Source organism: Archangium lansingense (genome assembly GCF_026626635.1).
GTDB lineage: Bacteria > Myxococcota > Myxococcia > Myxococcales > Myxococcaceae > Archangium > Archangium lansingense.
Map to the genome: position 1 here is coordinate 12,259,082 of NZ_JAPNKA010000001.1, position 25,576 is coordinate 12,284,657.

Consider the following 25,576-nt stretch of genomic DNA (forward strand, 5'->3'; position numbering starts at 1 on the left):
CACGCGACTGGGCCCCCTCAACGGCCGCGCCAAGCCCCAGGACATGGTTTCTGTCCACGTCTGGCTCGGTGCGAAGAGCCGGGCGGCTTCCGGGCGCGAGCTCGAGCAACTGGTCCGATGGTCGGACCAGTTGGGACAACTCGCGGCCAGAAGGTGCAGCGCGCCCCCGCCCCCGTATCCGCGGTGGCCTCATGGCGAGGGATGGACAACATCTATGTCCGGGCGCTTAGTCCATGCGCAACACTGCCACGTCGGGCTCGGTCTTCTTCGCCGTCCCCGGCACCAGGGCAAGCTGCCCGTTCTTCACCGCGCACGTCGCCTCCGCGGGGGACACCCCGCGCACGGGGTTGAGCGTCTCGGGCCGGCCGAACTTCACCGCACTGGTGGCGAGCATCAGCTCCTGCTTCTTCCCGCTGTCGCTGTCGCTGTAGACGACGCTGATGCCCTTGAAGGGCGTGGGGAGCTTGAGCTTCAACCGGTAGCCCTGCTTGCCGGGCAGCTCGGCGCGCTCGACCTGAATCGTCTGCTTGGGCGAGCCGAAGGCGGGAAACACCTTGCCGTCCGTGACGCGAATGCCCCACTGCGAAGGCTTCTGCGCGTCCGTGGGCTTGCCACAACCGGTCAGCTCCTGGGGAGCCTCCGGAGCCAGCCACACCTCGACGTGGTCGTCATTGAGCCACTTGGCGCTCGGGCCCGTCCACTTGTCGTCCCGCACCTCGACGAGCAGCGTGTCCGGCGTCACCAGTAGCGCCTTCAGCGACGCGTCCTTCGGGTCATCCTGGTTGCCCAGCAGGAAGTTGCCCGACTCGAAGCCGCATGCGCCGAGCCCCGCCTGCTTCCACCCGCCCTGCAGGTACGCCTTGTCCACCTGCACCTGGGGCAGGTACGGCAGCGTCCGCTCCCCCAGAGAGGGCTCGCCCGACTCGCACTCGGGGGCGGAGCGGACAACCTCTCCGCGCAGCGTCTCGAGGTCCCAGTAGTCGCCATCCTCCTTCACCTCCGAGTCCATGGCATCCGAGCTCCGGTGCCCCTCGATCACCAGCCACAGCGGAGAGAGCTGCAACGTGCGTGAGACGCTCCACCGCTGACGGCTGCCGCCGCTCTGCTCGTGGGTGAAGCGGTTGTCCGCCACCGTCACCGAGTCCTCGCCCACGCCCGCGGCGCCATAGCCGTTGTTGCACACGGACAGGAGGAGCTGGGCGGGCTGGGACGGGCGCATCAGCCACCACTCGGCGGCCTCGCACTCGCCCTCCGCCCGAGAGCCCTCCGCCTTGCGGCCACCAGGGCCGAACTTGCGCCCGAGGAACTCGGCGGACGTGTCCACGTCCGCCCACCCGAGGTCCAGGTGCTTTACCTGCATGGGACGGCCCTGGGCGTCCTTGCCCGCGTCGAGCGTCTCCACGACGCGGCACGGCTCGCGCTTAGCGCAGAGCGGGTCCTGAGAAGAGGCGGGCGGAGCGCCCAGCAGCGACAACACCAACACAGTAGCGGTAGCGGTCATAGGGCGGAGCAGCTTGCACCAGACGGCGGGCTTGATTGAACCCTCGGCGTGCCGAAGTGGCCAAAGAAGCAGGTCTGCCTCCCCCTCCATCTCCTGGGTGTTCAGGGAGGCTGAAACTCTTGAGCCACCGGGCCCCTGAGTGCCCTACGGGACAGCGGGCGGGCAAGGGCCTGTCCCTGAAGGAAAATGTGCCCGCCAGACGGTTGAAGCCGTGGGGGAGCAGCAGCGCCGCGCACTCCGCGGCGGCGCTCACGAAACAGGAGGAGCCCCCATATGGATACGACGCTCCCGCTGGAGCAATACCGGTTGCTGGTCGAGCACGCCCCCACGATGGTGTGGCGCTCGGGGCTGGACGGCCTGTGCAACTACTTCAACGCCACCTGGCTGCGATTCACCGGACGGACCCAGGAGCAAGAGGTGGGAAACGGGTGGGTCTCCGGAGTCCACCCGGACGACATGAAGCGCTGCATGGAGATCTACCTCTCCAACTTCGAGCGGCGCCAACCCTTCGAGATGGAATACCGGCTGCGGCGCTGCGACGGCGTCTATCGCAGCATCTTCGACCGGGGCGTGCCCTTCACGGATGACCAGGGCCACTTCGCGGGCTTCATCGGAAGCTGCGTCGACGTGCAAGAACGCCTCGAGGCGGACCGGGCCAAGGCGACCTTCGTCGCCCTCGCCGCTCACGAGCTGCGCACGCCCCTGTGCTCGATGCAGATGTACCTGGAAGCGATGCGTCGGCAGCTCGAGCAGGCGGAGCCAGCGACGAGCAGCGCACTGATGCGGATGAGCGCACAGCTCGATCGGGTCTCTACCCTGGTGCATGACCTGGAAGACACCGGGCGGCGGGACGCGAACCTCCCGCTCGTCATGAACAAGGAGGAGCTGGAGCTGTCCGAGCTCGTTCAGGAGGTCGTGGCGAAACACCGCGACACCCTGACGCTCCGCGCCCGAGGACGCCAACGCCATGGCTTCGAGCTGTCCATCGGCCCGGGCCCCTGGCCAGTCCTCGCGGACCGTGAGCGCCTGGAGCACGTGCTGGACAGACTGCTCATCAATGCCCTCAAGTACTCACCCCAGGGAGGAACCATCCGCGTCTGCCTCGCCCGTGAGGGAGACGTGTTGAAGCTGTCCGTCTCGGACCAGGGCATCGGGATTCCCGCCTCCGACGTTCCCTTCCTGACCCGGCCCTACTTCCGCGCAAGCAACGTCTCTCCCGAGAACTTCCCCGGGCTCGGGCTCGGGCTGCCCCTGGTCAAGGACATCGTGGAAGCGCATGGCGGTGGGCTCCGCATCCAGAGTGAGCAGGGACAGGGCACGACCGTCACCATCTTCCTGCCGGAAGCGCTCTCGGAGGCGCGGGTATGAAGCGCGTGCTCGTCGTCGATGACGACCCGGACATCCTCGATTCACTCACGATGCTGCTCGAGACCCACTACGAGGTCACCCCCACCGAGGACGGCACCAGTGCGCTGGAGCTACTCGAGGAGCAAGCGTTCGACGCAGTCGTGCTCGACCTGATGCTGCCCGTGTTCGACGGCACCCGCGTCCTCGAGGAGCTGCGCCATCGAGGCAACGGGGTTCCCGTCATCCTCATCTCCGCGCACCGTGACCTCGACAGGCAGGAGGAGCAGCACCGGCAGCTGGGCGCCTTCGCCTCGCTGCGCAAGCCCTTCAACATCCAGGAGTTGGAGAAGCGACTCGAGGAGGCCCTCGGATAGGAGGCGGCCGGCTCTGGTACACTGGGCGTATGTTCCTCAAGGACGTCGAGACGCACGAAGGCACGGGGCAGTACGCCGAGCTCATCCGAAGGGCCCGGCAGAACGGGGCAGCCCCCTCGGGACTGTGGCACCTGCTCGCGTTCAAGCCGGAGATGACGGAGGCGCTGACGCAGTTCACCCAGGCGGCGATGCGCGGCCCCTCGCCGCTCCCGCCCGGGATGCGCGAGCTGATTGCTGCCTTCACGTCGCGGCGCAACCAGTGTGTGTTTTGAACGAACTCTCACGCCGCGGTCGCGGCGCGAATGCTGGGCGATGAGCAGAAGGTCCAGGCCGTCCTGGAGAACTACGAATCGGCTCCCATCCCGGAGGCCGAGCGGGTGTTGTTTCGCTTCCTGGAGAAGGTGAATCGAGAGGCGGAGCACATCCGCCAGGAGGATGTGGAGGCTGTGAAGGCAGCAGGCTGGACGGAGGAAGCCATCTACGACGCCATCACCGTCTGCTCGCTGTTCAACTTCTACAACCGGTGGGCGGATGCCACCGGCGTTCGCGAGCACCCCGTCGAGGTCTACGAGCGCAGCGCCGAGCGACTCTCCAAGGGCGGGTATGTCGCGAGCCCTCCCGCGGGCCCTCCGCCCGGCAAGGACAAGTAAGGCCCGGGGGTGCGTGGGGTTCGCGCACTCCCAGGTGGGAACCTGCTTCTACGCGACACCCTCACCCCGTCCCTCTCCCGGTGGGAGAGGGGATATTGGGGGTTTTAGGTTCAGGGTGCGCGGATGCGGCGCGCCCGGCGCAGTACGGCCCCTGCGATGGCCGAGATGGGAACCACCTCGTCCACCGCGCCTCGCTGAATGGCCGCTCGCGGCATCCCGAAGACCACGCAGCTCGCCTCGTCCTGGGCAATCGTCTCCGCCCCGGCCAGCTTCATCGCCAGCAGCCCTTCTGCTCCGTCCTCGCCCATCCCTGTCAGCAGCACCCCCACCCCGTTCTCCCCCGCGGCCCTCGCCACCGACTGGAACAGCACGTCCACGCTCGGCTTGTGCCCCGACACCCGCCCTCCGTCCATCAGCTCCACCTGATAGTGGCCTCCGGTGCGCCTCACCCGCAGGTGCCGGTTGCCCGGCGCAATCAGCGCCCTGCCCTGCAGCACGCGGTCTCCCTGCTCCGCCTCCTTCACCTCGATGCGGCAGATCTCATGCAGCCGCTTCGCGAAGGCCGAGGTGAACTGCTCCGGCATGTGCTGCACGATGACGATTCCCGGGCAGTCCGGAGGCATCGGCTCCAACACCTGCCGCAGCGCCTCCGTCCCTCCCGTGGAGGCCCCCACCGCCACCACCTTGTCCGTCGTCACCGTGAGCAGCGAGGACAACGGCCGCTCCAGCAGTCGCTCCGGTGGCTCCACCTCCACCTTCGCCGGAGGCCCCCGCCGCGCCAGCCGGGACCGAGCCCGCGCTGCGTTGCGAAGCGCCTCCACGAGCCGAGCCCGCGACTCGCGCAGGAAGTCCCCGACTCCAAGCTGGGGCTTGGCGATGATCTCCAGTGCACCCTCTTGCAGCGCGCGCACCGCCGTCTCCGAGCCCGGCCCCGCCAGCCCCGAGCACACCACCACCGGCACCGGATTGTCCTCCCGCATCAGCTCGCGCAGGAACGTCAGCCCGTCCATGCGGGGCATCTCCAGGTCCAGCAGGATGACGTCCGGCCGGCGGCTCTTCATCTTCTGCCGGGCGATGAGCGGGTCTGAGGCCACCTCCACCTTCATTCCCGGCACGTGCTCCAGGAGCAGCAGCACGCCCTGGCGCACCACCGCGGAGTCATCCACCACCAGTACGCGTAGCACCGAAGCCATGCCTCACCCTTTCCGGGTGGTCTCCCGGTTCTGGAGCCGCGGCGCGTAGACGGTGGGCATCACCGTGCGCACGCCCCACCCGGGGCCCGTGAGGCTCTCGGAGTGTCCGAGAAACAGCAGCCCGTGAGGCGACAGGTGGTTCAACAGCCGCTCCACCGCCCGCGCCTTCGACGCCGCGTCGAAGTAGATGAGCACGTTGCGGCAGAAGATGAGATCGAAGCGGCCCACCAGCCCCTGGCCATCATTCAGGTTCACCCGCTGGAAGCGCACCAGCGAGCGCAGCTCCGGGCCAGCCTTCATATTCCCTTCCTGACTGCCCACCCCGCGCAGCATGTACGCCCGGAGGTAGTTCCTTGGAATCCCCTCCGCCTTCTCCAAGGGCCAGAGCGCCTGGCGCGCCCGCTCCAGCACACGCGTGGAGAGGTCCGTCGCCAGGACCTGGATGTCCCAATCCTCCTCAGCCGGCAGATGGTGGCGCAGCACCATGGCCAGGGTGAAGGGCTCCTCGCCCGACGAGCAACCCGCGCTCCACACCCGCACCCGCCGTCCCTCGCCAGTGCCGGTGTCCCCACGCTCCCGCCACCGGGGCAGCACCTCGCGCTCCAGAAACTCGAAGTGCCGGGGCTCGCGGAAGAAGTGCGTCTCGTGCGTGCAGAGCGCGTCCAGCAGCCGCACCCGCTCCACTGCATCCTCCTCCGCTTGCTGAAGGTAGGCGCCGAACGAGAGCCCTCCCAGCTCGCGCAGCCGCCGCGACACCCGCCCCACCAGCAGCGCCTTCTTCGCCGGAGACAGCCAGATGCCCGCCTCGCGGTAGACGAGTTTCTGGTAGCCGGTGAACTCCCGGTCGGTCAGCGGCGGTGGCTCTTTCGGGAGAACGGGGGCTCCCTCCTTCCGAAGGCTCTCGCTCATGCCGCGGCCTCCCGCTCGTGTCCGGTGGAGACGCCTGGAGCGCGCGGCGGGAGCATCACGGCGCGACCAGAACCCTCGGCCAGCTGGAAGAAGGACACCAACCGCAGCAGCGCCTCCGCCTGCGAGGACAACTCCTCCGCCGTGGACGCCAGCTCCTCGGATGCCGATGCGTTTCGCTGCGTCACCCCGTCCACGTACACCATCGCCTTGTTCATCTGCGCCACCCCGCTGGCCTGCTCGGTCGAGGCCGCCACCACCTCCTGCACCAGGTCCGCCGTCTTGCGAATGGAGGGCACCAGTGCCTCCAGCAACTCACCCGAGCGTGCCGCCACCGTCACGCTGCTCGTCGCCAGCCCAGAAATCTCCTTCGCCGCCGTCCGGCTTCTCTCCGCCAGCTTGCGCACCTCCGTCGCCACCACCGCGAAGCCCTTGCCGTGCTCGCCCGCCCTCGCTGCTTCAATCGCCGCGTTCAGCGCCAGCAGGTTCGTCTGGTAGGCGATCTCCTCGATGATGGAGATCTTCTCCGCGATGGAGCTCATGGCCACCACCGTCTCCTTCACCGCCCGGCCGCCCTCCTCGGCATCCTTCGCCCCCAGCACGGCCATCTGCTCCATCTGCCGACCGTGGTCCCGGTTCTGCGAGATGCTGGCCGTCATCTGCTCCAGGCTGGAGGTGGTCTCCTCCACGCTGCTGGCCTGCTCACTGGTTCCCTTGGCCAGGTTCTGCGAAGAGGCGGACACCTGGGACGAAGCCGCGGCCAACGAGTTGGCGCCCTCGCGCACCTCGCCAATGACCTCGGCCAGCCTGAGCACCATGTACCCCATGGACGCCAGCAGCCGCCCCGTCTCGTCTCGAGCCGTCTCCTCGATTCGCACGCCCAGGTCACCGCTGGCGATCCGGTCCGCCACCACCACCGCCTGCGCCAGCGGCAGAGAGATAGAGCGGGAGACGAAGAAGCAGAACAACACGCTCACAGCGAGACTGGCCAACAGCACCCAGAAGATCCACCGGCGGGCGCTCTCGTGGGTGGCGTTCGAGTGCGCCACCGCCTTCATGCTAGCCTTGTAATGGGTGTCCCGGAGCGTGCGCAGCTGGGTGTTCGTCGCAAAGAAGTTGTGGTGCGAGCCATTGGCGATGAGGTCCTGCGCCTCGGCGATCTGCCCGGCCCGCGAGAGCATGATGATCCGGTCATGGTCGGCCACGTAGGCCTTCCAGAGCTCCTTGAACTCCGCGAAGTCGCGACGCTCCTCCTCGGAGACGGCGTGCGGCGCGAACTGCTCCATGCTGTTCTCGAGTTTGGCGAGGTCCTCGAGCATTCGCTTCTCGTAATTGGCCATGACCGTGGGGTCGCGCGAGATGGAATGCAGCAGCTCGGCGCGGCGGAAGCTCGCCAGACGATCGGTCGCGTCCGCGAGGTGCAGGATGCTCGGCAGCCGGTTCGCGGACACATCATCGGACGCGCTGCGCATGTCATCCATGCACGCAATGGCGAAGAGGCCCAGGAAGGTGGTGAATCCCAGCAGGACGCCAAAAGCGACGAGCAGCTTCGAGGAGATCCTCAAGTCACGGAATGAGGCCATGGAGAGCAGTGCGAAAGAGAGGAATGGAAGCGGGTGTCAGAGGAGGGCGTCAGGTCAGGGAGTGTCAGGCGGAGCGTCCACCGGGGCCCGCAGCGCGCTGGCCGCCAGCACCTCCTGACTGCTGAGCACCTTGTCGATGTTCAGCAACAGGACGAACTTCTTGCCCGTCCCCAACCTTCCCATCCCCAACAGGTAGTCCACGTGCACCGGTGTGCCGAACGTCGGCGGCGCTGCCACCGCCTCGGGCTCCAGCTCGATGACCTGCCCAATGGCGTCCGACAGCAACCCCAGCACCACGCGCTCTCCCCCCAGCTTCACCTCCACCACCACGATGCAGCTCCACCGGGTGAGCGTCGAGGTCCCCATCCCCAGCTTCACCGCCAGGTCCACCACCGGAACCACGCTGCCTCTCAGGTTGAACACCCCCCTCACCCATACCGGCGTTCCCGGCACCCTCGTCACCGTGTCGTACTCGATGATCTCCTTCACCTGCAGGATGCCGAGTGCGTACTCCTCTCCGGCGATGATGAAGCTGAGGTACTGCGTGGACACGGAAGAAGGCTGTGTGTTCATGACGGGTACCTAGAAGCGCTTGAACTCGCGGTCTTCATCCCGGAGCGCAGCCGGAGCGAGAGAAGGAGGTGAAGCGGCCATGGGGCCGAGCGCGTTCGCCGCGGCCTTCAGCCCATGTCCCGCGGAGGAAGCCCGCCGAGCGGGAGGCCGGGACACCGGATGCCAGGCGCGCTCGGAGCCCTCCGACAGGCGGAAGAAGGACACCAACTGGCTGAGCGCCTCCGCCTGGGTGGACATCTCCTCCGCCGTCGACGCCAGCTCCTCGGACGCCGACGCGTTTCGCTGCGTCACCTGATCCACGTGCTGCATCGCCCTGTTCATCTGGGTGACGCCGCTGGTCTGCTCCGCCGAGGCCGCCACCACCTCCAGCACCAGGTCCGCCGTCTTGCGGATGGAGGGCACCAGATCCTCCAGCAACTGTCCCGAGCGCGTCGCCACCTTCACGCTGCTCGTCGCCAGCCCAGAGATCTCCTTCGCCGCCGTCTGGCTCCTCTCCGCCAGCTTGCGCACCTCCGTCGCCACCACCGCGAAGCCCTTGCCGTGCTCCCCTGCCCTCGCTGCTTCAATCGCCGCGTTCAGCGCCAGCAGGTTCGTCTGGTAGGCAATCTCTTCGATGATGGAGATCTTCTCCGCGATGGAGCTCATGGCCTCCACCGTCTCCTTCACCGCCCGGCCGCCCTCCTCGGCATCCTTGGCGCCCTGCACGGCCATCTGCTCCATCTGCCGGCCGTGGTCCCGGTTCTGCGAGATGCTGGCCGTCATCTGCTCCAGGCTGGAGGTGGTCTCCTCCACGCTGCTGGCCTGCTCACTGGTTCCCTGGGCCAGGGTTTGAGTGGAGGCGGACACCTGGGAGGAGGCCGAGGCGAGCGCGCTGGCGCCCTCGCGCACATCACCGATGACCTGGCCGAGCTTCTGCACCATGCGCTGCATGGCCGCCAGCAGGAGCCCCACCTCGTCCTCGCGCCGCACATCGATGCGGACGGAGAGGTCCCCCTCGGAGATGCGGTCCGCCAATGCCACCGCTCTGAGCATCGGCCGGGAGATGGAGCGGGTGAGCACGAGCCCGATGACCACGAAGACGATGCTGGAGAGCGCGCACAAGAGGAGGGACATCCCCTGCATCCCTTCATAGGCGGCGTCCGAACGCAGGGCCGCCTCCGCGCCAGCCTTGACGTTGAGGGCCACCAGCGCATCCAGCTTCGCCGACACGGCATCGAAGACCTGCTGCTCGCGCTCCCGGGCGACGAGGAACGCCGCCTGGCCATCTTCCGCCCGCGAGAGGGCAAGGAGCTTCTCGTGCTCCCCGAGATAGTCCTTCCAGCGCGCCCGGGCCTCGTCGAACAGGGTGCGCTCCTCCTCCAGTAGGATGGTTGGCGTGAACCGCTCGAAATCGCGCTCGATCTCCTCGCGCGCTTCACGCATCCGCCGCTCGAAGAGAGCCTTCTGAGCAGCATCGGTCGAGTAGGTGTACTGCAACTCCGCGTTGCGGAACGCCCCGAGGTGGGTATTCGCATCCGAGATGTAGCTGATACCCGGCAACCAGCGCTGGGACACCTCCTTGGCCGCGAGACGTATCGGCTCCATCTGCCTCATGCCCACCGCGCCCATCACCCCCCCGTTGACGCAGAGGACGAGGACCGCGACAAGGAGCTTGGAGGAGATCTTCAGGTTGTCGAACCAGCTCATGGACGCTCGAATGGGCGAAGGAGTCAGGCCACGGCGGAGGGAGGGGTCACCTTCAGGGCTTGTTGGAGAAGCGCGGGCACATCGAGGATGAGGGCCACGCGTCCATCACCCAGCAGGGTAGAGCCGGCCAGCCCGGGCAGTCCCTGGCACGGCTTGCCCAGAGGCTTGATGACCGTCTGGCCCTGGCCCAGCAGCGAGTCCACCGCGAGGCCCGCCCGGCCCCGCCCGTGGCCGATGACCACGATGCTCTCCCGCGACGGCGGCTCGCCCCCGAGCGAGAAGTGCTCGCGGAGGCGCAGGTAGGGCATGGGCTCGCCACGCAGGTTGAAGACGCCGGTGCGCCCAGGGCGACCCTCACCTGGCGGCAGCTCCAGGCACTCCACCACGTGCTCCAGCGGAATCACGTACGTCTCCTCCCCCATCCCCACGGAGAAGCCCTCGATGATGGAGAGGGTGAGCGGCAGGCGCAGGCTGAACGTGGTTCCCTTGCCGGGCGTCGTGTCCACGGAGATGGTGCCGCGCAGCAGCTCCACGTTGCGCTCCACCACGTCCATTCCCACGCCCCGTCCCGACAGCTCCGTGACCCGCTCGGCGGTGGAGAAGCCCGGCTCGAAGATGAGGCGGAAGAGCGCGTCGTCCTCCAGCTCCTCGTCCGGGCCCACCATCCCGCGCTCCCGCGCCCGGCGCAGGATGCGCGCCCGGTCCAGCCCGGCCCCATCCTCGGCCACTTGAATGACGATGCTGCCGGCCTCATGGAAGGCGCGCAGCGCGAGCGTGCCGGTCGGGTCCTTGCCCTGCGCCTCACGCACCTCGGGCGTCTCCAGCCCATGGTCCATCGCGTTGCGCACCAGGTGGGTGAGCGGATCACGGATGAGCTCGGCGACGGTCGTGTCTACCTCCACGTCCTGGCCGCACACCTCCAGCCGCGCTCGCTTGCTGGTGGTCAGGCACAGGTCCCTCACCGTGCGGGTGAAGGTCTGAAAAGTGCGGCCAATGGGCACCATCCGCACCTTCATCACCAGTTCCTGCAGGTCCAGGTAGAGCCCGTCTGCCTCGCGGTGCGCCTCCAGCAACTGCTGGGGCGTGTAGCGGTGCGCCTGGGAGAGCATGGCGGTCAGCCGCCCGCGCGCGATGGCAATCTCCCCGGTGAGGTCCAGCATCCGATCCAACCGGTCCAGCCCCACGCGCAGCGTGCGCTCCCGGGCCGGGGGGGTCTCGGGAAGCTCGCAAGACGCCTCGCCTCCTCCGTGCAACTCCGCGGCCCCCACCCCCGAAGCAGAGGTGACGGGCCGCGAGGCCGCGGCGGTGGAGGCCAGGAGGCTGTGCACGTCACTGGCGGGCAGGCGCAGGTCGGGCTCGGTCACGGGCCGCAGGCCCACCAGCTCGCGCAGGGCGTCCACCGACTGCAACAGCAGGGTCCCCAGCCCCGAGTGCAGCACCAACACTCCGGCTTCCAGCCGGGTGAGCAGCTCCTCCAGCGTGTGGGCGAGCTCCACCGCGGCGGAGTACCCCATCACCGCCATGCCGCCCTTCAGGGTGTGGACGGTGCGGAAGACCGCTCGCAAGGACTCCGATCCGGGGCACGACTCCAGAGCCAGTAGCTCCTGCTCCAGGCTGACGAGCTGCTCTTCCGTCTCGGTGAGGAAGACGGCGTGGACCTTCTCCAACTCAGGCTTCATCTGCCCTCGTCAAGAGCAATCCCCACGCCAGTGTTCACATGACGACAACTCCCTGGAATTGCGTCCCAGGTCTCCGGCTGCGCTCGCGGAGTCCAGCATCCAGATTCCGGATTCCAGACTCCAGACAACCGGCCCGGAGCGCGTGCTTCTCTCACGGAGGGCGAGCGAAGGAGAGAGGGCCAGGGACCCGTCTCGCCGTGGATGCGCTGCTGTGCGCAGTCGAGCCCTCGGCTGGTGAGCAGCGAGCGCTCGTGCGGAAAACCAGCCTCTACGCGCCCCAGACAGCCTGGCTCACGGCGTGGCGCCAGAGGAGCCTGCGCTGCCCGTCTCGGCCGCTGAGGGAGGCGGCTCCACGGGCGTCTCCACCGGGGCCCGCAACGAGCTGGCCGCCAGCACCTCCTGACTGCTGAGCACCTTGTCGATGTTCAGCAACAGGACGAACTTCTTGCTCGTTCCCAACCGCCCCATCCCCAGCAAGTAGTCCACGTGCACCGGTGTGCCGAACGTCGGCGGCGCTGCCACCGCTTCTGGCTCCAGCTCGATGACCTGCCCAATGGCGTCCGACAGCAAACCCAGCACCACGCGCTCTCCCCCCAGCTTCACCTCCACCACCACGATGCAGCTCCACCGCGTCAGCGTCGCGGGCGCCATCCCCAGCTTCACCGCCAGGTCCACCACCGGCACCACGCTGCCTCTCAGGTTGAACACTCCCCTCACCCACACCGGCGTTCCCGGCACCCTCGTCACCGTGTCGTACTCGATGATCTCCTTCACCTGCAGGATGCCGAGTGCGTACTCCTCTCCGGCGATGATGAAGCTGAGGTACTGCATGGACGTCACAGAAGTCTGCTCACTCATCGCGGGTACCTAGAAGCGCTTGAACTCGCGGTCCTCGTCGGGGAGCACGGCCGGAACGGAGGCTCGGGAAGCCGGGCCCATGGAACCGAGCGCGCTCGCCGCGGCCTTCAGCCCATGTCCCGCGGAAGGAGCCCGCCCCGCCTGGTGACCGGTGGGCGAGGGCCGAGAGCCTGAACGCCAGGAGCGCTCGGAGCTCTCTGTCAGGTGGAAGAAGGACACCAACTGGCTGAGCGCCTCCGCCTGCGAGGACAGCTCCTCCGCCGTCGACGCCAGCTCCTCGGACGCCGACGCGTTTCGCTGCGTCACCTGATCCACGTGCTGCATCGCCTTGTTCATCTGGGTGACGCCGCTGGTCTGCTCCGCCGAGGCCGCCACCACCTCCTGCACCAGGTCCGCCGTCTTGCGAATGGAGGGCACCAGATCCTCCAGCAACTGTCCCGAGCGCGTCGCCACCTTCACGCTGCTCGTCGCCAGCCCAGAGATCTCCTTCGCCGCCGTCCGGCTCCTCTCCGCCAGCTTGCGCACCTCCGTCGCCACCACCGCGAAGCCCTTGCCGTGCTCTCCCGCTCTCGCCGCTTCAATCGCCGCGTTCAGCGCCAGCAGGTTCGTCTGGTAGGCAATCTCCTCGATGATGGAGATCTTCTCCGCGATGGAGCTCATGGCCTCCACCGTCTCCTTCACCGCCCGGCCGCCCTCCTCGGCATCCTTGGCGCCCTGCATGGCCATCTGCTCCATCTGCCGGCCATGGTCTCGGTTCTGGGTGATGCTGGCCGTCATCTGCTCCAGGCTGGAGGTGGTCTCCTCCACGCTGCTGGCCTGCTCACTGGTTCCCTGCGACAGGCTCTGCGAGGAGGCGGACACCTGGGAGGAAGCCGAGGCGAGCGCGCTGGCGCCCTCGCGCACCTCGCCGATGACCTGGCCGAGCTTCTGCACCATGCGCTGAAGGGCAGCCATCAGCCGCCCCGTCTCGTCCTGCCCCTGCGCGGAGACGCGCACGGTGAGGTCTCCCTCGGCGAGGCGGTCCGCCACCGCCAACGCGTCGTTCAGCGGCCGCGAGATGAGCCGGGCGATGAAGATACTGAGCAGCAGGCCGAACAGCAGGCTGCCCGCCATGGCGGAGAGGATCCACCCCCGCGAGACCTCATAAGTGGTATCCGAGTGTTCCGACGCCTGCTGCGAGGCCTTCTGGATGACGACCACCAGCGCCTCCAGGTTGTCGATGGCGGCCACGTAAGCGGGCCTCGAGCGCTCGCGGTGGAGGTCGCGGGCCGCGTCCTGCTGGTTCGCTCGCGACAGCTCGAGGACCTTCTCGTGCTCTTGCAGGTAGTACTTCCAGTCCCGGGAGAAAGCCTCGTACAGGCGCCGCTCCTCATCGAGCCGGATGAGGGGCTCGTACCGCGAGAGGCCCCGCTCGATCGTCTCCAGCAACTCCCGCATGTCCCGTTCGGATTGGGCCCGCTGTGTGGCATCGGATGAGAGGATGTGCTGCAGCTCGGCGATGAGGAAGTCCGAGGTGTCGGTGTTCGCGTCCGAGACGTAGGCGAGGCTCGGCACCCAAATGCCCGTCACCTCATCCGTCGCATTGTTCATCACCTCCATCTGGCGGATGGCGAAGAACCCCAGCAACAGGGAGAGCGCACTCAGCGCGAGGAAGGCAACGAGCAGCTTGGTAGTAATCTTCAGGTCATGGAACCAGGTCATGTGCGCGGGGCTGTCAAGAGCAATTCTCACGCCACTGTTCCGTGACTGACAAAGCCCTGGAATCACACCCCAGGGGCGTCCCCGCCCGGCCCTTGTCTGGGGCCTGGATTCTGGATTCTAGACTTTGGACGACAGGCCCAGGCTCTTGAGCTTCTGGTACAGCGAGCTGCGGGGAATGCCGAGCCGCCTGGCTGCTCGCTCGACGTGCCCGCCCTCAGCGGCGAGCACCCGCTCGATGTGGCGGCGCTCCACCTCCTGCAGCGTCAGGTTCAGCTCTGACGCTTCGGACGGGGGTTCCTTGCACTCCGCCGGTGCGGTGGAGAGTGCTCGCGCCAAGGCGTGGTTGAACTGCAAGTCTTCCGGCCGGAGGACATGGGAGGAGGAGAGCAGCACGGCGCGCTCCAGCACGTTGCGCAGCTCGCGCAGGTTGCCGGGCCAGGCGTAGGCACGCAGGGCGGACTCGGCCGAGGACATCAGCTCCAACCCTGGACGGCCCAGCTCGCGGGAGAGCCGCACGAGCAAGTCCCGAGCGATGACGGGGATGTCCTCGGGCCGCTCGCGCAGCGCGGGGAGGTGCAGCGGCAGGGTGCTGATGCGGAAGTACAGGTCAGAGCGGAAGCGCTGCATGCGCACGAACTGGGCCAGGTCCTGATGGGTGGCGGCAATGAGGCGCACATCCACCGAGCGATCTTCCACCTCGCCCAGCCGGCGGAAGCGCTTCTCCTCCAGCACCTTGAGGAGCTTGGGCTGCACCTGCAGGTCCATGTCGCCAATCTCGTCGAGGAACACGGTGCCGCGGTGGGCCACCTCCAGCAGCCCCTGCTTGCGGCTGACGGCGCTGGTGAAGGCGCCGCGCTCGTGGCCGAAGAGCTCCGTCTCGAGGAACTGGGACAGTAGCCCCGCACAGTTGAGCTGGACAAGCGGGCCTCCCCCGCGAGAGCCATGCATGTGTAGCCAGTTGGCAAGCACGCCCTTGCCGGTGCCCGTCTCCCCCTGGATGAGGACGGGGCTGTCGCTGTCGAGCACGCGGCGCGCGGTGACCTCCAGCTCGCGGATGGCCCGACTGACGCCCAGGAAGGGATTGAGCTCCTCGGAGCGGCTGGCGACCAAGGCCTGCTGCCGCCGGCGGGTCTGCTGGACTTCCAGCAGGCGCGCCACCATCACGCCCAGGGTGGGAAGCTCCACTGGCTTGGGGAGGAAGTGCTCCGCGCCCTGCTTGATGACCTGGATGGCGGTGTCGACGGTGACGTGCGCGGTGAGCACCAGCACGGGGATGGAGGGGTCCATCGCCCGCATCTCCGGAAGCAAATCCAACGCGGTGCCATCCATCAGGCGGTAGTCGAGCAGCACCAGGTCCGGCCGGCAGCTCCGGAAGAGCTCGCGCGCCTCGCGGCAGGTCTCCGCCTCCACCACCTCCAGTCCGTGCGCCTCGAAGAAGTGGCGGATGCCGAAGCGGACCGCCGGCTCATCATCGACTACCAGGATGCGCTGCTGCACTCGGCTACCCCTCCGCCGGGAGATACACCCGGACCTCGGCTCCTCCCTCGGACCCGTTACCCACGGAGACCGCGCCGCGATGCTCCTGAACGATACGTTGGACGATGGACAGGCCCAGGCCCACCCCCCCGGCCCGCTGGGAGTAGAAGGGCTCGAAGACGCGCGGCAGGTCCTCGGGGACAAAGCCGGGCCCCTGGTCCATCACCACGCACTCCACGCAGGTGCGCCCCTCGTCCACGAGCCGCCGCGCGGTGAGCCGCACGATGGTGCCTCGCGGGGAGTGCTGGAGCGCGTTGGCGAGCAGGTTCTGGAACACCTGCGCGAGCCGGCCTGGATCCATCGGCACCCGGGGCAGCTCCGGCTCCACCCGTACCTCCACGAGCACCTCGCGCTCACGGGCAAGGACGGCATTGGTGGCCACGGACTCGTCGAGCACGCTGGGGAGCGAGCAGGGATAAAGCTCGGAGCTCGGCGGCCGACCATAGGTGAGCAGCTCGTTCATCAGGTGATGCAGACGCGACACCTCTCGCCGCAGCACGGAGAGGTAGGACGCGTGCTCCTGCGAGCAGCCGAAGCGCGCCTCGAAGGCATCCAGGGTGGCGGAGATGCCGAAGAGGGGGTTACGGACTTCATGGGCCACGCCAGCCACCAGTGCGCCCATCAGGGACAGATTCTCGTTGCGGCGCAGGGCTGCTCGCGCCTCGCAGAGCTGTACCTCGGTCTCCCGGCGGGCGGTGAGGTCACGCACCAACCCGGAGAAGCCTCGCAGCCGCCCCTCCGAGTCTCGCCACGCGGTGAGGAGGATGAGGGCGTAGAAACGCGAGCCATCCCGTCGCACTCGCCAGCCCTCGTCCCGCGCCTTGCCCAACGCCTCCGCCTCGGCCAGCAGCCGCTGGGGCAGGCCCGCGGCAAGGTCCTCCTCGACGAAGAAGAGCGCGCAGTGCCGCCCGATGACGTCCCCGGCTCGGTAGCCCGTGATGCGCTCGGCACCTACGTTCCAGCTCGCCATGCGGCCCTCGGGGTCAATCATGTAGAGGCCGGCGTCTTCCACGCTCTCCACCAGGAGGCGGAAGCTCTCGCCGTACTCCGGCTGGATAGGAGGGAGTTGGGGAGAGGGAACCGGACTGGCGGGAGACTCCTCCCCCGGCATCTCATGGGTACTGCCCAGCGGGTCAGACGAGCGAAGGGGCATGGATGGAGCAAATCCGTCGATATGAGGTGAAACCAACAGCGGATATTGCGAGTGCCATTTCACCCAGCGTCCAAGCCCTCCTCTCATTGTCCGCCTGGTCAGCATCAGTCGGCAGAACTACACCCCTTCCTTGCATGCATCTCCCTCAAACCAGAACCCCATGAAGTCGTGATCGGCCACCAGGTTGCTCACTGGCTGATGCTCCTCGGGGCGAGCGGCCGGCGCTCCGGCATGGGGCACGCCGTGGAACCGCTCCGGCGCTGGCCTCGTCCGACTGCGTCAAGAGCACGCTTCACCCCATGGCTGGCGCGTCTGGAACACCCCTCCCCGTCTTGCCCTTCCGCGAGGGGCAATGCCATGAAGGGCAGCATGTCCTTCCTGCAGCAGGCCCTTATCTTCCTGGCGGCCGCCGTGGTGTCCGTCCCCATCTTCAAGCGGCTCGGACTGGGCTCGGTGCTGGGCTACCTCGCGGCCGGCATGGTCATCGGGCCGTGGGGCGTGGGGCTCATCTCCGACGTGGAGAGCATCCTCCACTTCGCTGAGCTGGGCGTGGTGCTGCTGCTCTTCCTCATCGGCTTGGAGTTGCAGCCCTCGCGCCTGTGGGAGCTGCGCAAGTCCGTGTTCGGCCTGGGTGGGGTGCAGGTGGTGGCCACGGGGGCCGTGCTGGCGGGGGTGGGCATGGTGCTCGGACTGAGGCCGGCCACCGCGCTCATCGCCGGCCTGGGGCTGTCGCTGTCCTCCACGGCCTTCGCGCTCCAGCTGCTCGCGGAGAAGAACGAGCTGACCACGGAGCACGGGCGGGCCTCCTTCGGCATCCTCCTGTTCCAGGACCTGGCCGTCATCCCGCTACTGGCGCTGCTGCCCTTCCTGGGTGAGCCGGTGGCGCAGTCGACGGAGCCCGGGTGGATGTCGGCGCTCAAGGTGGTGGGGGTGCTGGCTGGCGTCGTGCTCGGCGGCCGCTACGTGCTGCGGCCCGTCTTCCGCTTCGTGGCCTCGCTGCACAGCCAGGAGCTCTTCACCGCCACCGCGCTGCTGCTGGTGGTGGGCACCGCGCTGCTGGTGAGCAAGGTAGGGCTGTCCATGGCGCTGGGCGCCTTCCTCGCAGGCGTGCTGCTGGCGGACTCGGAGTACCGCCACGAGCTGGAGGCCGACATCGAGCCCTTCAAGGGCCTGCTGCTAGGCCTCTTCTTCATCGCAGTGGGCATGTCGGTGAATATTGGCCTGCTGGCCAGCGGGCCGGTGCGCGTGGTGGCCCTGGTGCTCGGGCTGGTGCTGGCCAAGGCGCTGGTGCTGTACGCCCTGGGCAAGTGGGCCTTCAAGAGCAACGAGCCCTCCCTGAGCATGGCGGTGGTCATCTCCCAGGGCGGCGAGTTCGCCTTCGTGCTCTTCGGGCTCGCGGTGGGCTTCCGGGTGATGGAGCGCGAGCTGGCGGACTTGCTGGTCGTGGTGGTGAGCCTCTCCATGGCCGTCACCCCGGTGCTCTTCCTCGTCTATGACCGGTGGGTGCGCCCCCGGTTCAACAAGAAGGAGCAGCGCGACTTCAACGTGGCGGCCGAGGAGGACCACCCCGTCATCATCGCGGGCTTCGGGCGCGTGGGGCAGGTGGTGGGCCGGCTGCTGCACGTGAAGCACATCGGCTTCACCGCCATGGACGCCAGCCCCGAGCACATCGACTTCCTCAAGAAGTTCGGCAACACGAAGGTTTATTACGGGGACGCCTCGCGGTTGGACCTGCTACGGGCGGCGCGAGCGGACAAGGCGAAGGTGTTCGTGCTGGCCATCGACGACGTGGCGGCCTCGGTGCGCACGGCGGAGACGGTGCTCCAGCACTTCCCCCACCTCACCATCTTCGCGCGCGCCCGCAACCGGCAGCACGCCTACCAGTTGATGAACCTGGGCATCACCCACGTCATGCGCGAGACGTACGCGGGCAGCCTGGAGTTGACGGGCGACATCCTCCAGGAGCTGGGGCTCACCTGGTCCGAGAGCAAGAGCGCGCTGGACCGCTTCCGGCAGCACGACGAGACGCTGCTCCAGTCTTCGTACAAGCACCACAAGGACGTGACGAAGCTCACCGAGATCGCGAAGCAGGCGCGCAAGGACCTGGAGGAGCTCTTCGAGAAGGACGAGCGGAAGAAGTCCGCCTGAGGCCGGCTCACTCCTCCATCTGCTGGCCGAGCAGGAGGTGGACCTCGGCCAGCTCCGCCGGCTTGCAGAAGACGTAGACGTGGTCCCCGGGCAGGAGCTGGGTGGCGCCCTTGGCGGGCACCAACTCCTTGCCACGCACGATGAGCGTCACCACTGCCGAGCCGGGCAGCGGCAGCTCGGCGATGGTGGCGCCGGCCACGGCCGAGGCCCGGTCCACGTAGAAGGGAACGACCTCGCCGTCGAGTTGGTGGGTGGACGTCAGCTCCAGCGAAGCCGGAGGCGGAGGCGGCGCGAGGGAGACGAGGCCCAACCGGCGCGTGAGCCACGGCACCGTGGCGCCAGGGATGAGCGCGTTGACCACCACGATGAAGAACACCACGTTGAAGATGGAGAAGGCCCCCGGCGCCCGGGCCAGCACGGGGTAGGTGGCAAGGATGATGGGCACCGCGCCACGCAGGCCCACCCAGCCCACGTAGAAGGCCTCAGGCGGGGGAAAGCGGAAGGGCAGCAGGCACAGCACCACCACCAGGGGTCGGGCGAGGAAGGCCAGCACCAGGCCCAGCCCGGCACCCACCCAGGCCACCTCCCCGAGCTTCGTGGGGGAAGCGAGCAGGCCGAGCATGAGGAACATGCACACCTGCGCCAGCCAGGCCATGGCGTCGTGCACGCGCAGCAGGCCGCTGCGGTAGGGGAAGGACTCGTTGCCCATCAGCACGGCGGCGACGTACACGGCGAGGAAACCGCTGCCCTCGAAGAGCGTGGGCAGTCCGAAGGCCAGGAAGGCCAGCGCCAGGGTGAGCACGGGATAGAGGCCGCCCGCGGCCAGGTGCACGCGTTTGAGCAGGAGCCGGCCCGCGTAGCCGAAGCCGATGCCCAGGACCGCGCCCACCACCATCTGCCAGGCGGCCTCCAGCAGGATGTACCCGCCCAGGGGCTCGCCGCTCAGGAGCGCCCCGGTGAGCGCCATGGTGAGGATGACGGCCATGGGATCGTTGAGGCCTGACTCCAGCTCCAGCGTCACGCCCACCCGGCGCTTGAGGTGCAGCCCACTGCCGCGCAGCACGGAGAAGACGGCCGCCGCGTCCGTGGAGGACACGATGGCCCCGAGCAGCAGCGCCTGCTTCCACTCGAAGCCGAAGAGCCGCGCTGCCACTCCCATGCCGGCGGCCGTGCCCATGACTCCCATGGTGGCGAGCAGCGCCGCGGGCTTGAGGCCCTGGCGCATCGCGGACAGCGGGGTGTTGAGGCCACCATCGAAGAGGATGAGCACCAGCGCCACGGTGCCCAGCCGGAAGGTGAAGCCGTAGTTCTCGAAGGCAATGCCACCAATGCCCTCGGAGCCGCCCAACACGCCCAGGAGGATGAAGAGCAGCGCCACGGGGACGCCGAACCGTCCGGCGGCGCGGCTGAAGAGCGCGCTCCCGCCCATCAGCACGCCGAGCGCGGTCAGCAGGAAGGCCGTCGCCGTGGGCTCGTAGAGCTGCATCCTCCCGACGCCTCTAGCATGGAGCCATACCGGGGAGGCGCCCGTTCCCGGCGGAAGGGCCCGGAATGCCCGGTGGCGGAAGCTCGCCCGCATTCAGGACTGTGCACCGGCGCACTCCTTGGCGAGGCTTGGGCCCGTGAACACCCCGCCCGACACCCTGCCCGACCCCGACGAGCTCCAACCCCTGCTCTCCGCCGCGCTGGCCCTTCCGTCCCTCAAGCCCCAAGCGGCCCGGCTCGAGCGGCTGCGCCAGGACTACGCCCGCGGCCTGGAGCGCAAGGACGCCCCCCTCACCGTGGCCCTGGTGGGTGCCACCGGCGCGGGCAAGTCCACCCTGCTCAATGCCTTGGCTGGCCAGGCGCTCGCGCGCGAGGGGGAGGATCGGCCCACCAGCACCGCTGCCACCGTCTTCGCCCCCGAGGGTGCCGGACTCGAGGACCTGGCCCAGGTGGGCGCCAGGGTGGTGCGCTACACGCCAGGCCCCCAGGGGCTGTGGAGCGGCCAGGTGTTCATCGATACACCGGACCTCAACAGCGTGGCCACCACGCACCGGGAGGTGGCTCGCGCGGCCCTGGAGCGCGCGGACGTGGCGCTGGTGGTGATGCACCGGGGGAGCGTGGCCGAGGCCACCCAGGTCGAGTTCCTCGCCAGCTTCGCCCGGCGCCGCTCACTGGTGTTCCTCATCAACTTCGCGGACGAGCTGTCAGCCGAATCGCGCGAGACTCTCAAGTCCCAGGCGCGCCGGCTGGCCGCGGAGCAGTACGGACTGCCACTGGAGTCGGTGCCCGTCTTCGCCATCAGCGGCCGGGCAGCGAAGGCGGGGCAGGATCCCTCCAGCGAGTTCGGCACCTTCCTCTTCCACCTCAAGTCCTTGGGCACACAGGCGGTGGCCGAGCGGGTGCGGCGCTCCAACGCCCGGGGCGCGCTGGAAGAGATTGCCTCACGGGTAGAGGCGGCGCTGAAGGAGACGGAGGACACGCTGGCCCGAACGCGCGCGGCGCTGGAGTCGGGACTGGCGCGCACCTCGGAGGGGCTGAAGACAGACTTCGAGACGCGGCTGGGACTGGCACAGGGCCACCTGGCCTCGGAGGTCCGCAACCAGGCGGCGGGACGCTTCTGGGGCCCAGCGGCGTGGGGCATGCGACTGTCCTACGTGGGAGCCGGTGGCCTGGGGGCGGCGACGCTGGTGGCTCGGCGCAGCCTGCCGGTGGGACTGGCAGTGGCGGCCACCTCCACCGTGCTGGATGCGGTGCGGGACAGGACTCGGGCACGCGCGGCGGAGACGGCGGTGGTGGAGCCCTTCGAGGATGACCTCGCGGTGGAAGGGGCCGCGCGCGCCGCACTGGCGGAGGCCCGGAGTCTGGCGCACGCGAGCGGCCTGTCCCCGGAGTCCCTGGGGCTGCCGGACGTAGACATGGTGCTCACGGAGCTGAAGTCCGCGCGAGCGAGCGCCTGGCGCTACACCGTCACCACGGCAGTTGCAGAAACGGTGGCCCGCTGGTGGCGGTTGGCGCGCTGGCTACTGCTGCCGCTCATCAACCTGCCCCTGTTGGCGCTGCTAGGGCACGTGGGCTACCGCGTGGTGCGCGCGTACGTCGAGGGGCCACTGCTGGGCTTGGACTACTTCCTCAACGCAGGGGCCCTGTTTGCGCTGCTGGCGGGAGCCGGGGCGCTGCTGGCCTCGGCGAGCCTCGCGGGCACCACCCGGGGCGTGCGCCACGCGGGGCTCGGCCACTTCGTCACGCGGCTGGGCGCGCTCGGCGGCCGGCTGGGAGAGACGGTGCAGGACAGCCTCCGTCCCCCGCGCGAGGCCGCCCGAGCCCTGCTCGCCCTCATCCGGCGGGCTTAGACCGCCGTCCAGCCTCCGTCGATGTCGAGCACCATGCCGGTCGCGTAGGCGCACGTCGCCAGGAAGAAGGCCGCGTCGGCCATGTCTCCAACCGTTCCCGGGCGCTTCATCGGAATGTTGTTGGAGAGCCCGGCCAGGAAGCCAGGCACGGCCTCGGGAGGGACACCCCAATCGATGGCCGTGTCACGGGTCAGCCCCGGAGACAGGACGTTCACCCGGATGCCCTTGGGGGCCAGCTCAATCGCGAGCGAGCGCCCCATGGCATTGACCGCGCCGCACAGGCCCGCCCCGCCCGCGTAGTTCGCCAGGGCAGCGTGGCCGGCAATGCCCGAGCAGAACATGATGGAGCTGCCCGGCTTCATCTTCGGAACGGCGTAATGACAGGCAGAGAGTTGTCCGAAGAAGCGGCCGTCGAACAGCTCGCGCCAGGCCTTCGTCTGAACCTGCTCGACCGGACCGAACACCGCCCCACCCGCACAGGTCACCAGCAGGTCGAGGCTTGAAACGGAGTCGATGAGCCGCTTGATCTGGGCCTCGTCGGCGACGTCCGTCTGCACAGCGCGGGCACCGCGTCCGAGCTGCGCCACCGCCGCATCGAGCCGCTCCTGACGCCGCCCGGCAATCACCACCTGCGCACCCTCGCGCACGAAGCGCTCGGCAATCGCAAACCCAATTCCCGAGCCGCCGCCCGTGATGATGGCAGTCTTTCCGTCCAGTGCGCCCATGTGCTCTCCCAGAGAAGTGTTGCGAGAAGAGCGACGATGGTGGCTGAACCGCACGACCAATCCAGAATTCGGCTGGGAGTGCGCATGCTCCCTCTCCCTCTGGGAGAGGGCGGGGGGTGAGGGTAGTCCTCTCCGTGTCACCCCGCTTCACAGCCATGCAGCACAGGGGGAAAACCCTCACCCTGACCCTCTCCCAGAGGGAGAGGGGATATATCCAGGGACTTCGCGGACACTCCGCTAGCGGGAACCGCCAGCTCCGTCCGAAGTGCGCGCCTCGGGCGCATCCTGGCGCTGACGAGCGGTCTCAGCGGCCGTGCGAGAAACCTTCTCCACAATGGAGCGAGCCCCGGACGGGATACCACCGGCGGCCTGCTCACCCTCACGCAAGAGGTGCTCGCCAGCGGGCGCGAGCGGCTCGTTGCCGCGCGGATCATTGGCAGCCATCACCGGCATGTCCTGGTTGCTGCCGCAAGCGGGCGCGGCGATCAGGGTGTCGCGCACCGGATCGCCATAGCCAACGATGAGGGCCGGAACGGACGGGTTGTTCCACCCGGAGCCCACCGCGCGGGCCACCTTGAAGTGCAGGTGCGGGCCGCAAGACCAGCCGGTGTTGCCCGAATAGCCCAGGAGCTGTCCCTTGCGCACCCGCTCGCCAGGCTTCACCACCACGGCGCTGAAGTGCAGGTACTGCGTCTCCACGCCACCCGAGTGGGCGACGACGACGTAGTTGGCGTGCTGCGCCATCTTCGGGTCGCACGCACCCTGGGTGCTGTCGCCACGCGCCAGGCGTACCAAGCCCTCCTCGGCGGCCACGACGGGCGTGCCCACGGGCATGCGGAAATCCCACGCATAGGTGTCGTTCTGCAGGTGGCTGCCCGTGTCATGGCCCTGGCTCACCGGAAACACACGGCCGCATGCGAAGGGGACGCCAATCTCGGGAACCACGGTGTTGCGCGCAGGGGGAACTGCCGGAGCGGAAGCGAGAAGAAAGAGCGTGGGCAGGATCATGGGTAGGCCGCGCGGAAACGACGGAGGACCTGTTCACTATTCCAAATCATTTCCGGCCATGCTGCTCGCTCGCTAGCCCTGGGAACAAGCCAGCAGGCAAGCATGTTGGTGGCACCGCCCGGGCATCCCGGGTCAGGGGGAGCACACGACATGCAAGGAGAGACACGGCGACCAGGGTGGAGCGCCATGGGCCTGGCGCTCTGGATGACGGCCTGCGGCACGACCAACCCGTCTCTGAAGGCGGAGGCACCGCTGGCAAAGGACACCATCGCCTTCGTGAACGTGAACGTGGTGCCCATGGACTCCGAGCGCCTGCTCGCCCACCAAACGGTGGTGGTGAGGGGCGAGCGCATTGTAGCGCTGGGCCCGGTGGACTCCACGCCGGTGCCCGAGGGCGCGGCACGGGTGGAGGGCCAAGGCCGCTACCTGATGCCGGGGCTCGTCGACATGCACCTGCACCTCGTGCCAGGCACGGGGCAGCCGGAGGACCCTGCTGGACAGGTGCTCGCCCTGCTGCTGGCCAATGGCGTCACCTCCGCGCGAGCGCTGGGCGGACCCAAGGACACCTCACGGGTGGTGAGGGACCGGGTGGCGCGCGGCGAGGTGCTCGGGCCCACGCTGCGCGTGGCCGCGCCGTCGATGCACGGCAAGTCAGTGCAGGGCCCGGAGCAGGCGCGCCAGCGGGTGCGCGAGTACAAGGCGGCCGGCTACGACGGGCTGAAGACGCACGGCTTTCTCGGCCGTGACACGTACGACGCGATGATGGCCGAGGCGCGCGCGCAGAGACTGCCAGTGAGCGGCCACGTGACCCCGGACGTGGGCCTCTTCCACGCGCTGAAGTCGGGGCAGCAGCTAGAGCACCTGGATGGCTACCTCAACGAGCTGCTGCCGGAGAATGACCCTGCGCGCGCGGAGGTGGGCCAGGTGGAGGTGGGCGAACCGCTGGAGCGGATGGACCCGGCGCGCCTCCCCGCGCTGGCGGAGGCCACGAAGAAGGCAGGCGTGTGGAGCTCGCCCACGCTGGCACTCTTCGAGACGGTGACGAGTCCGGAGGGCGTGAAGTCCCTGCGAGCGCGTCCGGAGCTGCGCTACGTGAAGCAGGCCTCCGTGGAGACGTGGACGCAGATGATGTCCAACGACTCGCAGATGGCCAACGCACCGGCCGAGCGCAAGCGCAGGTTCGCCGAGCTGCGACGGCAGGTGACGCGCGGGCTGTACGAAGCGGGGGCGAAGCTGATGGTGGGCTCGGACTCGCCCCAGCTCTTCATGGTGGCGGGCTTCGCGGTGCACCGGGAGATGGAGGCCCTGGCGGATGCGGGGATTCCGCCCTACGGCGTGCTGGAGGCGGCCACGCGCAACGCGGCGGAGTACCTGGGAGAGGCGGGCACCTGGGGCACGGTGGCCAAGGGCCGGCGCGCGGACCTGCTGCTGCTGGAGTCCAACCCCCTCCAGGACGTGAAGCACACGCGCGACATCGCCGGGGTGATGGTGCGCGGGCGCTGGCTGCCGAGGAGCGAGCTGGACGCGCTGTTGGAGCGCACGGCCGTGGTGGCCAACGCACCACCTCTGGTGAAGAAGGGCGTGGCCACCGCCACGTCCCCGGCGCCATGATGGGGTGAA

At 68.5% G+C, this 25,576-nt stretch carries 21 protein-coding genes; 7 read left to right on the top strand and 14 right to left on the bottom strand.

Annotated elements, in window-relative coordinates; all coding sequences use genetic code 11:
- Positions 1 to 226: 226 nt before the first annotated feature.
- Positions 227 to 1,501, bottom strand: coding sequence for a DOMON domain-containing protein (locus OV287_RS49120; protein WP_267541004.1), 1,275 nt, complete (start codon positions 1,499 to 1,501; stop codon positions 227 to 229).
- Positions 1,502 to 1,774: 273 nt separating this feature from the next.
- On the opposite strand from OV287_RS49120, the gene OV287_RS49125 reads away from it, so the two are divergent.
- The 4 genes from OV287_RS49125 to OV287_RS49140 are packed head-to-tail and all read left to right on the top strand — an operon-like array spanning position 1,775 to position 3,872.
- Positions 1,775 to 2,869: a PAS domain-containing sensor histidine kinase gene (locus OV287_RS49125; protein WP_267541005.1), complete on the top strand. Its 1,095-nt coding sequence runs from the start codon at positions 1,775 to 1,777 to the stop codon at positions 2,867 to 2,869.
- A complete protein-coding gene (locus tag OV287_RS49130) occupies positions 2,866 to 3,222 on the top strand; it encodes a response regulator (RefSeq protein WP_267541006.1) in 357 nt (118 codons plus the stop codon). The genes OV287_RS49125 and OV287_RS49130 overlap by 4 nt, the downstream gene beginning before the upstream one ends.
- Before the next feature lie 29 nt (positions 3,223 to 3,251).
- A complete protein-coding gene (locus tag OV287_RS49135) occupies positions 3,252 to 3,494 on the top strand; it encodes a carboxymuconolactone decarboxylase family protein (protein ID WP_267541007.1) in 243 nt (80 codons plus the stop codon).
- Between the two features lie 30 nt (positions 3,495 to 3,524).
- Complete coding sequence (locus OV287_RS49140; RefSeq protein WP_267541008.1) at positions 3,525 to 3,872, top strand: carboxymuconolactone decarboxylase family protein; 348 nt, start codon at positions 3,525 to 3,527, stop codon at positions 3,870 to 3,872.
- A 110-nt stretch (positions 3,873 to 3,982) separates the two neighbouring features.
- On the opposite strand, the gene OV287_RS49145 is transcribed toward OV287_RS49140, so the two are convergent.
- The 10 genes from OV287_RS49145 to OV287_RS49190 all read right to left on the bottom strand — a co-directional run bounded on the left by OV287_RS49145 (position 3,983) and on the right by OV287_RS49190 (position 16,740).
- A complete protein-coding gene (locus tag OV287_RS49145; RefSeq protein WP_267541009.1) occupies positions 3,983 to 5,065 on the bottom strand; it encodes a protein-glutamate methylesterase/protein-glutamine glutaminase in 1,083 nt (360 codons plus the stop codon).
- Between the two features lie 3 nt (positions 5,066 to 5,068).
- Positions 5,069 to 5,974: a CheR family methyltransferase gene (locus OV287_RS49150; RefSeq protein WP_267541010.1), complete on the bottom strand. Its 906-nt coding sequence runs from the start codon at positions 5,972 to 5,974 to the stop codon at positions 5,069 to 5,071.
- Entirely contained in the window at positions 5,971 to 7,554 is a 1,584-nt protein-coding gene (locus OV287_RS49155) for a methyl-accepting chemotaxis protein (RefSeq protein ID WP_267541011.1), read from the bottom strand. The genes OV287_RS49150 and OV287_RS49155 overlap by 4 nt, the downstream gene beginning before the upstream one ends.
- A gap of 54 nt (positions 7,555 to 7,608) precedes the next feature.
- Positions 7,609 to 8,127 carry a chemotaxis protein CheW gene (locus tag OV287_RS49160; RefSeq protein WP_267541012.1) on the bottom strand — a complete coding sequence of 173 codons (519 nt, stop codon included), beginning with the start codon at positions 8,125 to 8,127 and terminating at the stop codon, positions 7,609 to 7,611.
- A gap of 9 nt (positions 8,128 to 8,136) precedes the next feature.
- A complete protein-coding gene (locus OV287_RS49165) occupies positions 8,137 to 9,813 on the bottom strand; it encodes a methyl-accepting chemotaxis protein (protein ID WP_267541013.1) in 1,677 nt (558 codons plus the stop codon).
- Positions 9,814 to 9,836: 23 nt separating this feature from the next.
- The gene (locus tag OV287_RS49170) at positions 9,837 to 11,492 is read right to left on the bottom strand and encodes a chemotaxis protein CheA (RefSeq protein WP_267541014.1); all 1,656 of its coding nucleotides are present in this window, start codon (positions 11,490 to 11,492) and stop codon (positions 9,837 to 9,839) included.
- A gap of 291 nt (positions 11,493 to 11,783) precedes the next feature.
- Positions 11,784 to 12,350, bottom strand: coding sequence for a chemotaxis protein CheW (locus OV287_RS49175; protein WP_267541015.1), 567 nt, complete (start codon positions 12,348 to 12,350; stop codon positions 11,784 to 11,786).
- Between the two features lie 9 nt (positions 12,351 to 12,359).
- Entirely contained in the window at positions 12,360 to 14,081 is a 1,722-nt protein-coding gene (locus tag OV287_RS49180; protein WP_308809803.1) for a methyl-accepting chemotaxis protein, read from the bottom strand.
- Between the two features lie 87 nt (positions 14,082 to 14,168).
- Complete coding sequence (locus tag OV287_RS49185) at positions 14,169 to 15,548, bottom strand: sigma-54-dependent transcriptional regulator (protein WP_267541016.1); 1,380 nt, start codon at positions 15,546 to 15,548, stop codon at positions 14,169 to 14,171.
- 4 nt (positions 15,549 to 15,552) lie between these two features.
- The gene (locus tag OV287_RS49190) at positions 15,553 to 16,740 is read right to left on the bottom strand and encodes a two-component system sensor histidine kinase NtrB (protein WP_267541017.1); all 1,188 of its coding nucleotides are present in this window, start codon (positions 16,738 to 16,740) and stop codon (positions 15,553 to 15,555) included.
- A gap of 369 nt (positions 16,741 to 17,109) precedes the next feature.
- Between OV287_RS49190 and kefC the strand changes: the two genes are divergently transcribed.
- Positions 17,110 to 18,888, top strand: coding sequence for a glutathione-regulated potassium-efflux system protein KefC (gene kefC / locus OV287_RS49195; protein ID WP_267542573.1), 1,779 nt, complete (start codon positions 17,110 to 17,112; stop codon positions 18,886 to 18,888).
- Between the two features lie 7 nt (positions 18,889 to 18,895).
- Here the strand turns inward: kefC and OV287_RS49200 are convergent, their stop codons facing one another.
- The gene (locus tag OV287_RS49200; protein ID WP_267541018.1) at positions 18,896 to 20,374 is read right to left on the bottom strand and encodes a potassium/proton antiporter; all 1,479 of its coding nucleotides are present in this window, start codon (positions 20,372 to 20,374) and stop codon (positions 18,896 to 18,898) included.
- A 136-nt stretch (positions 20,375 to 20,510) separates the two neighbouring features.
- On the opposite strand from OV287_RS49200, the gene OV287_RS49205 reads away from it, so the two are divergent.
- Positions 20,511 to 22,223 (top strand): GTPase, encoded by a 1,713-nt coding sequence (locus OV287_RS49205; protein WP_267541019.1) that lies wholly within the window; start codon positions 20,511 to 20,513, stop codon positions 22,221 to 22,223.
- Here the strand turns inward: OV287_RS49205 and OV287_RS49210 are convergent.
- Positions 22,220 to 22,948 carry an SDR family NAD(P)-dependent oxidoreductase gene (locus tag OV287_RS49210; protein ID WP_267541020.1) on the bottom strand — a complete coding sequence of 243 codons (729 nt, stop codon included), beginning with the start codon at positions 22,946 to 22,948 and terminating at the stop codon, positions 22,220 to 22,222. The two genes, OV287_RS49205 and OV287_RS49210, sit on opposite strands and share 4 nt — an antisense overlap.
- A gap of 237 nt (positions 22,949 to 23,185) precedes the next feature.
- Complete coding sequence (locus OV287_RS49215; RefSeq protein WP_267541021.1) at positions 23,186 to 23,956, bottom strand: M23 family metallopeptidase; 771 nt, start codon at positions 23,954 to 23,956, stop codon at positions 23,186 to 23,188.
- A 150-nt stretch (positions 23,957 to 24,106) separates the two neighbouring features.
- Between OV287_RS49215 and OV287_RS49220 the strand changes: the two genes are divergently transcribed.
- Positions 24,107 to 25,567, top strand: coding sequence for an amidohydrolase family protein (locus tag OV287_RS49220; RefSeq protein WP_267541022.1), 1,461 nt, complete (start codon positions 24,107 to 24,109; stop codon positions 25,565 to 25,567).
- The last annotated feature ends 9 nt before the right edge of the window (positions 25,568 to 25,576 follow it).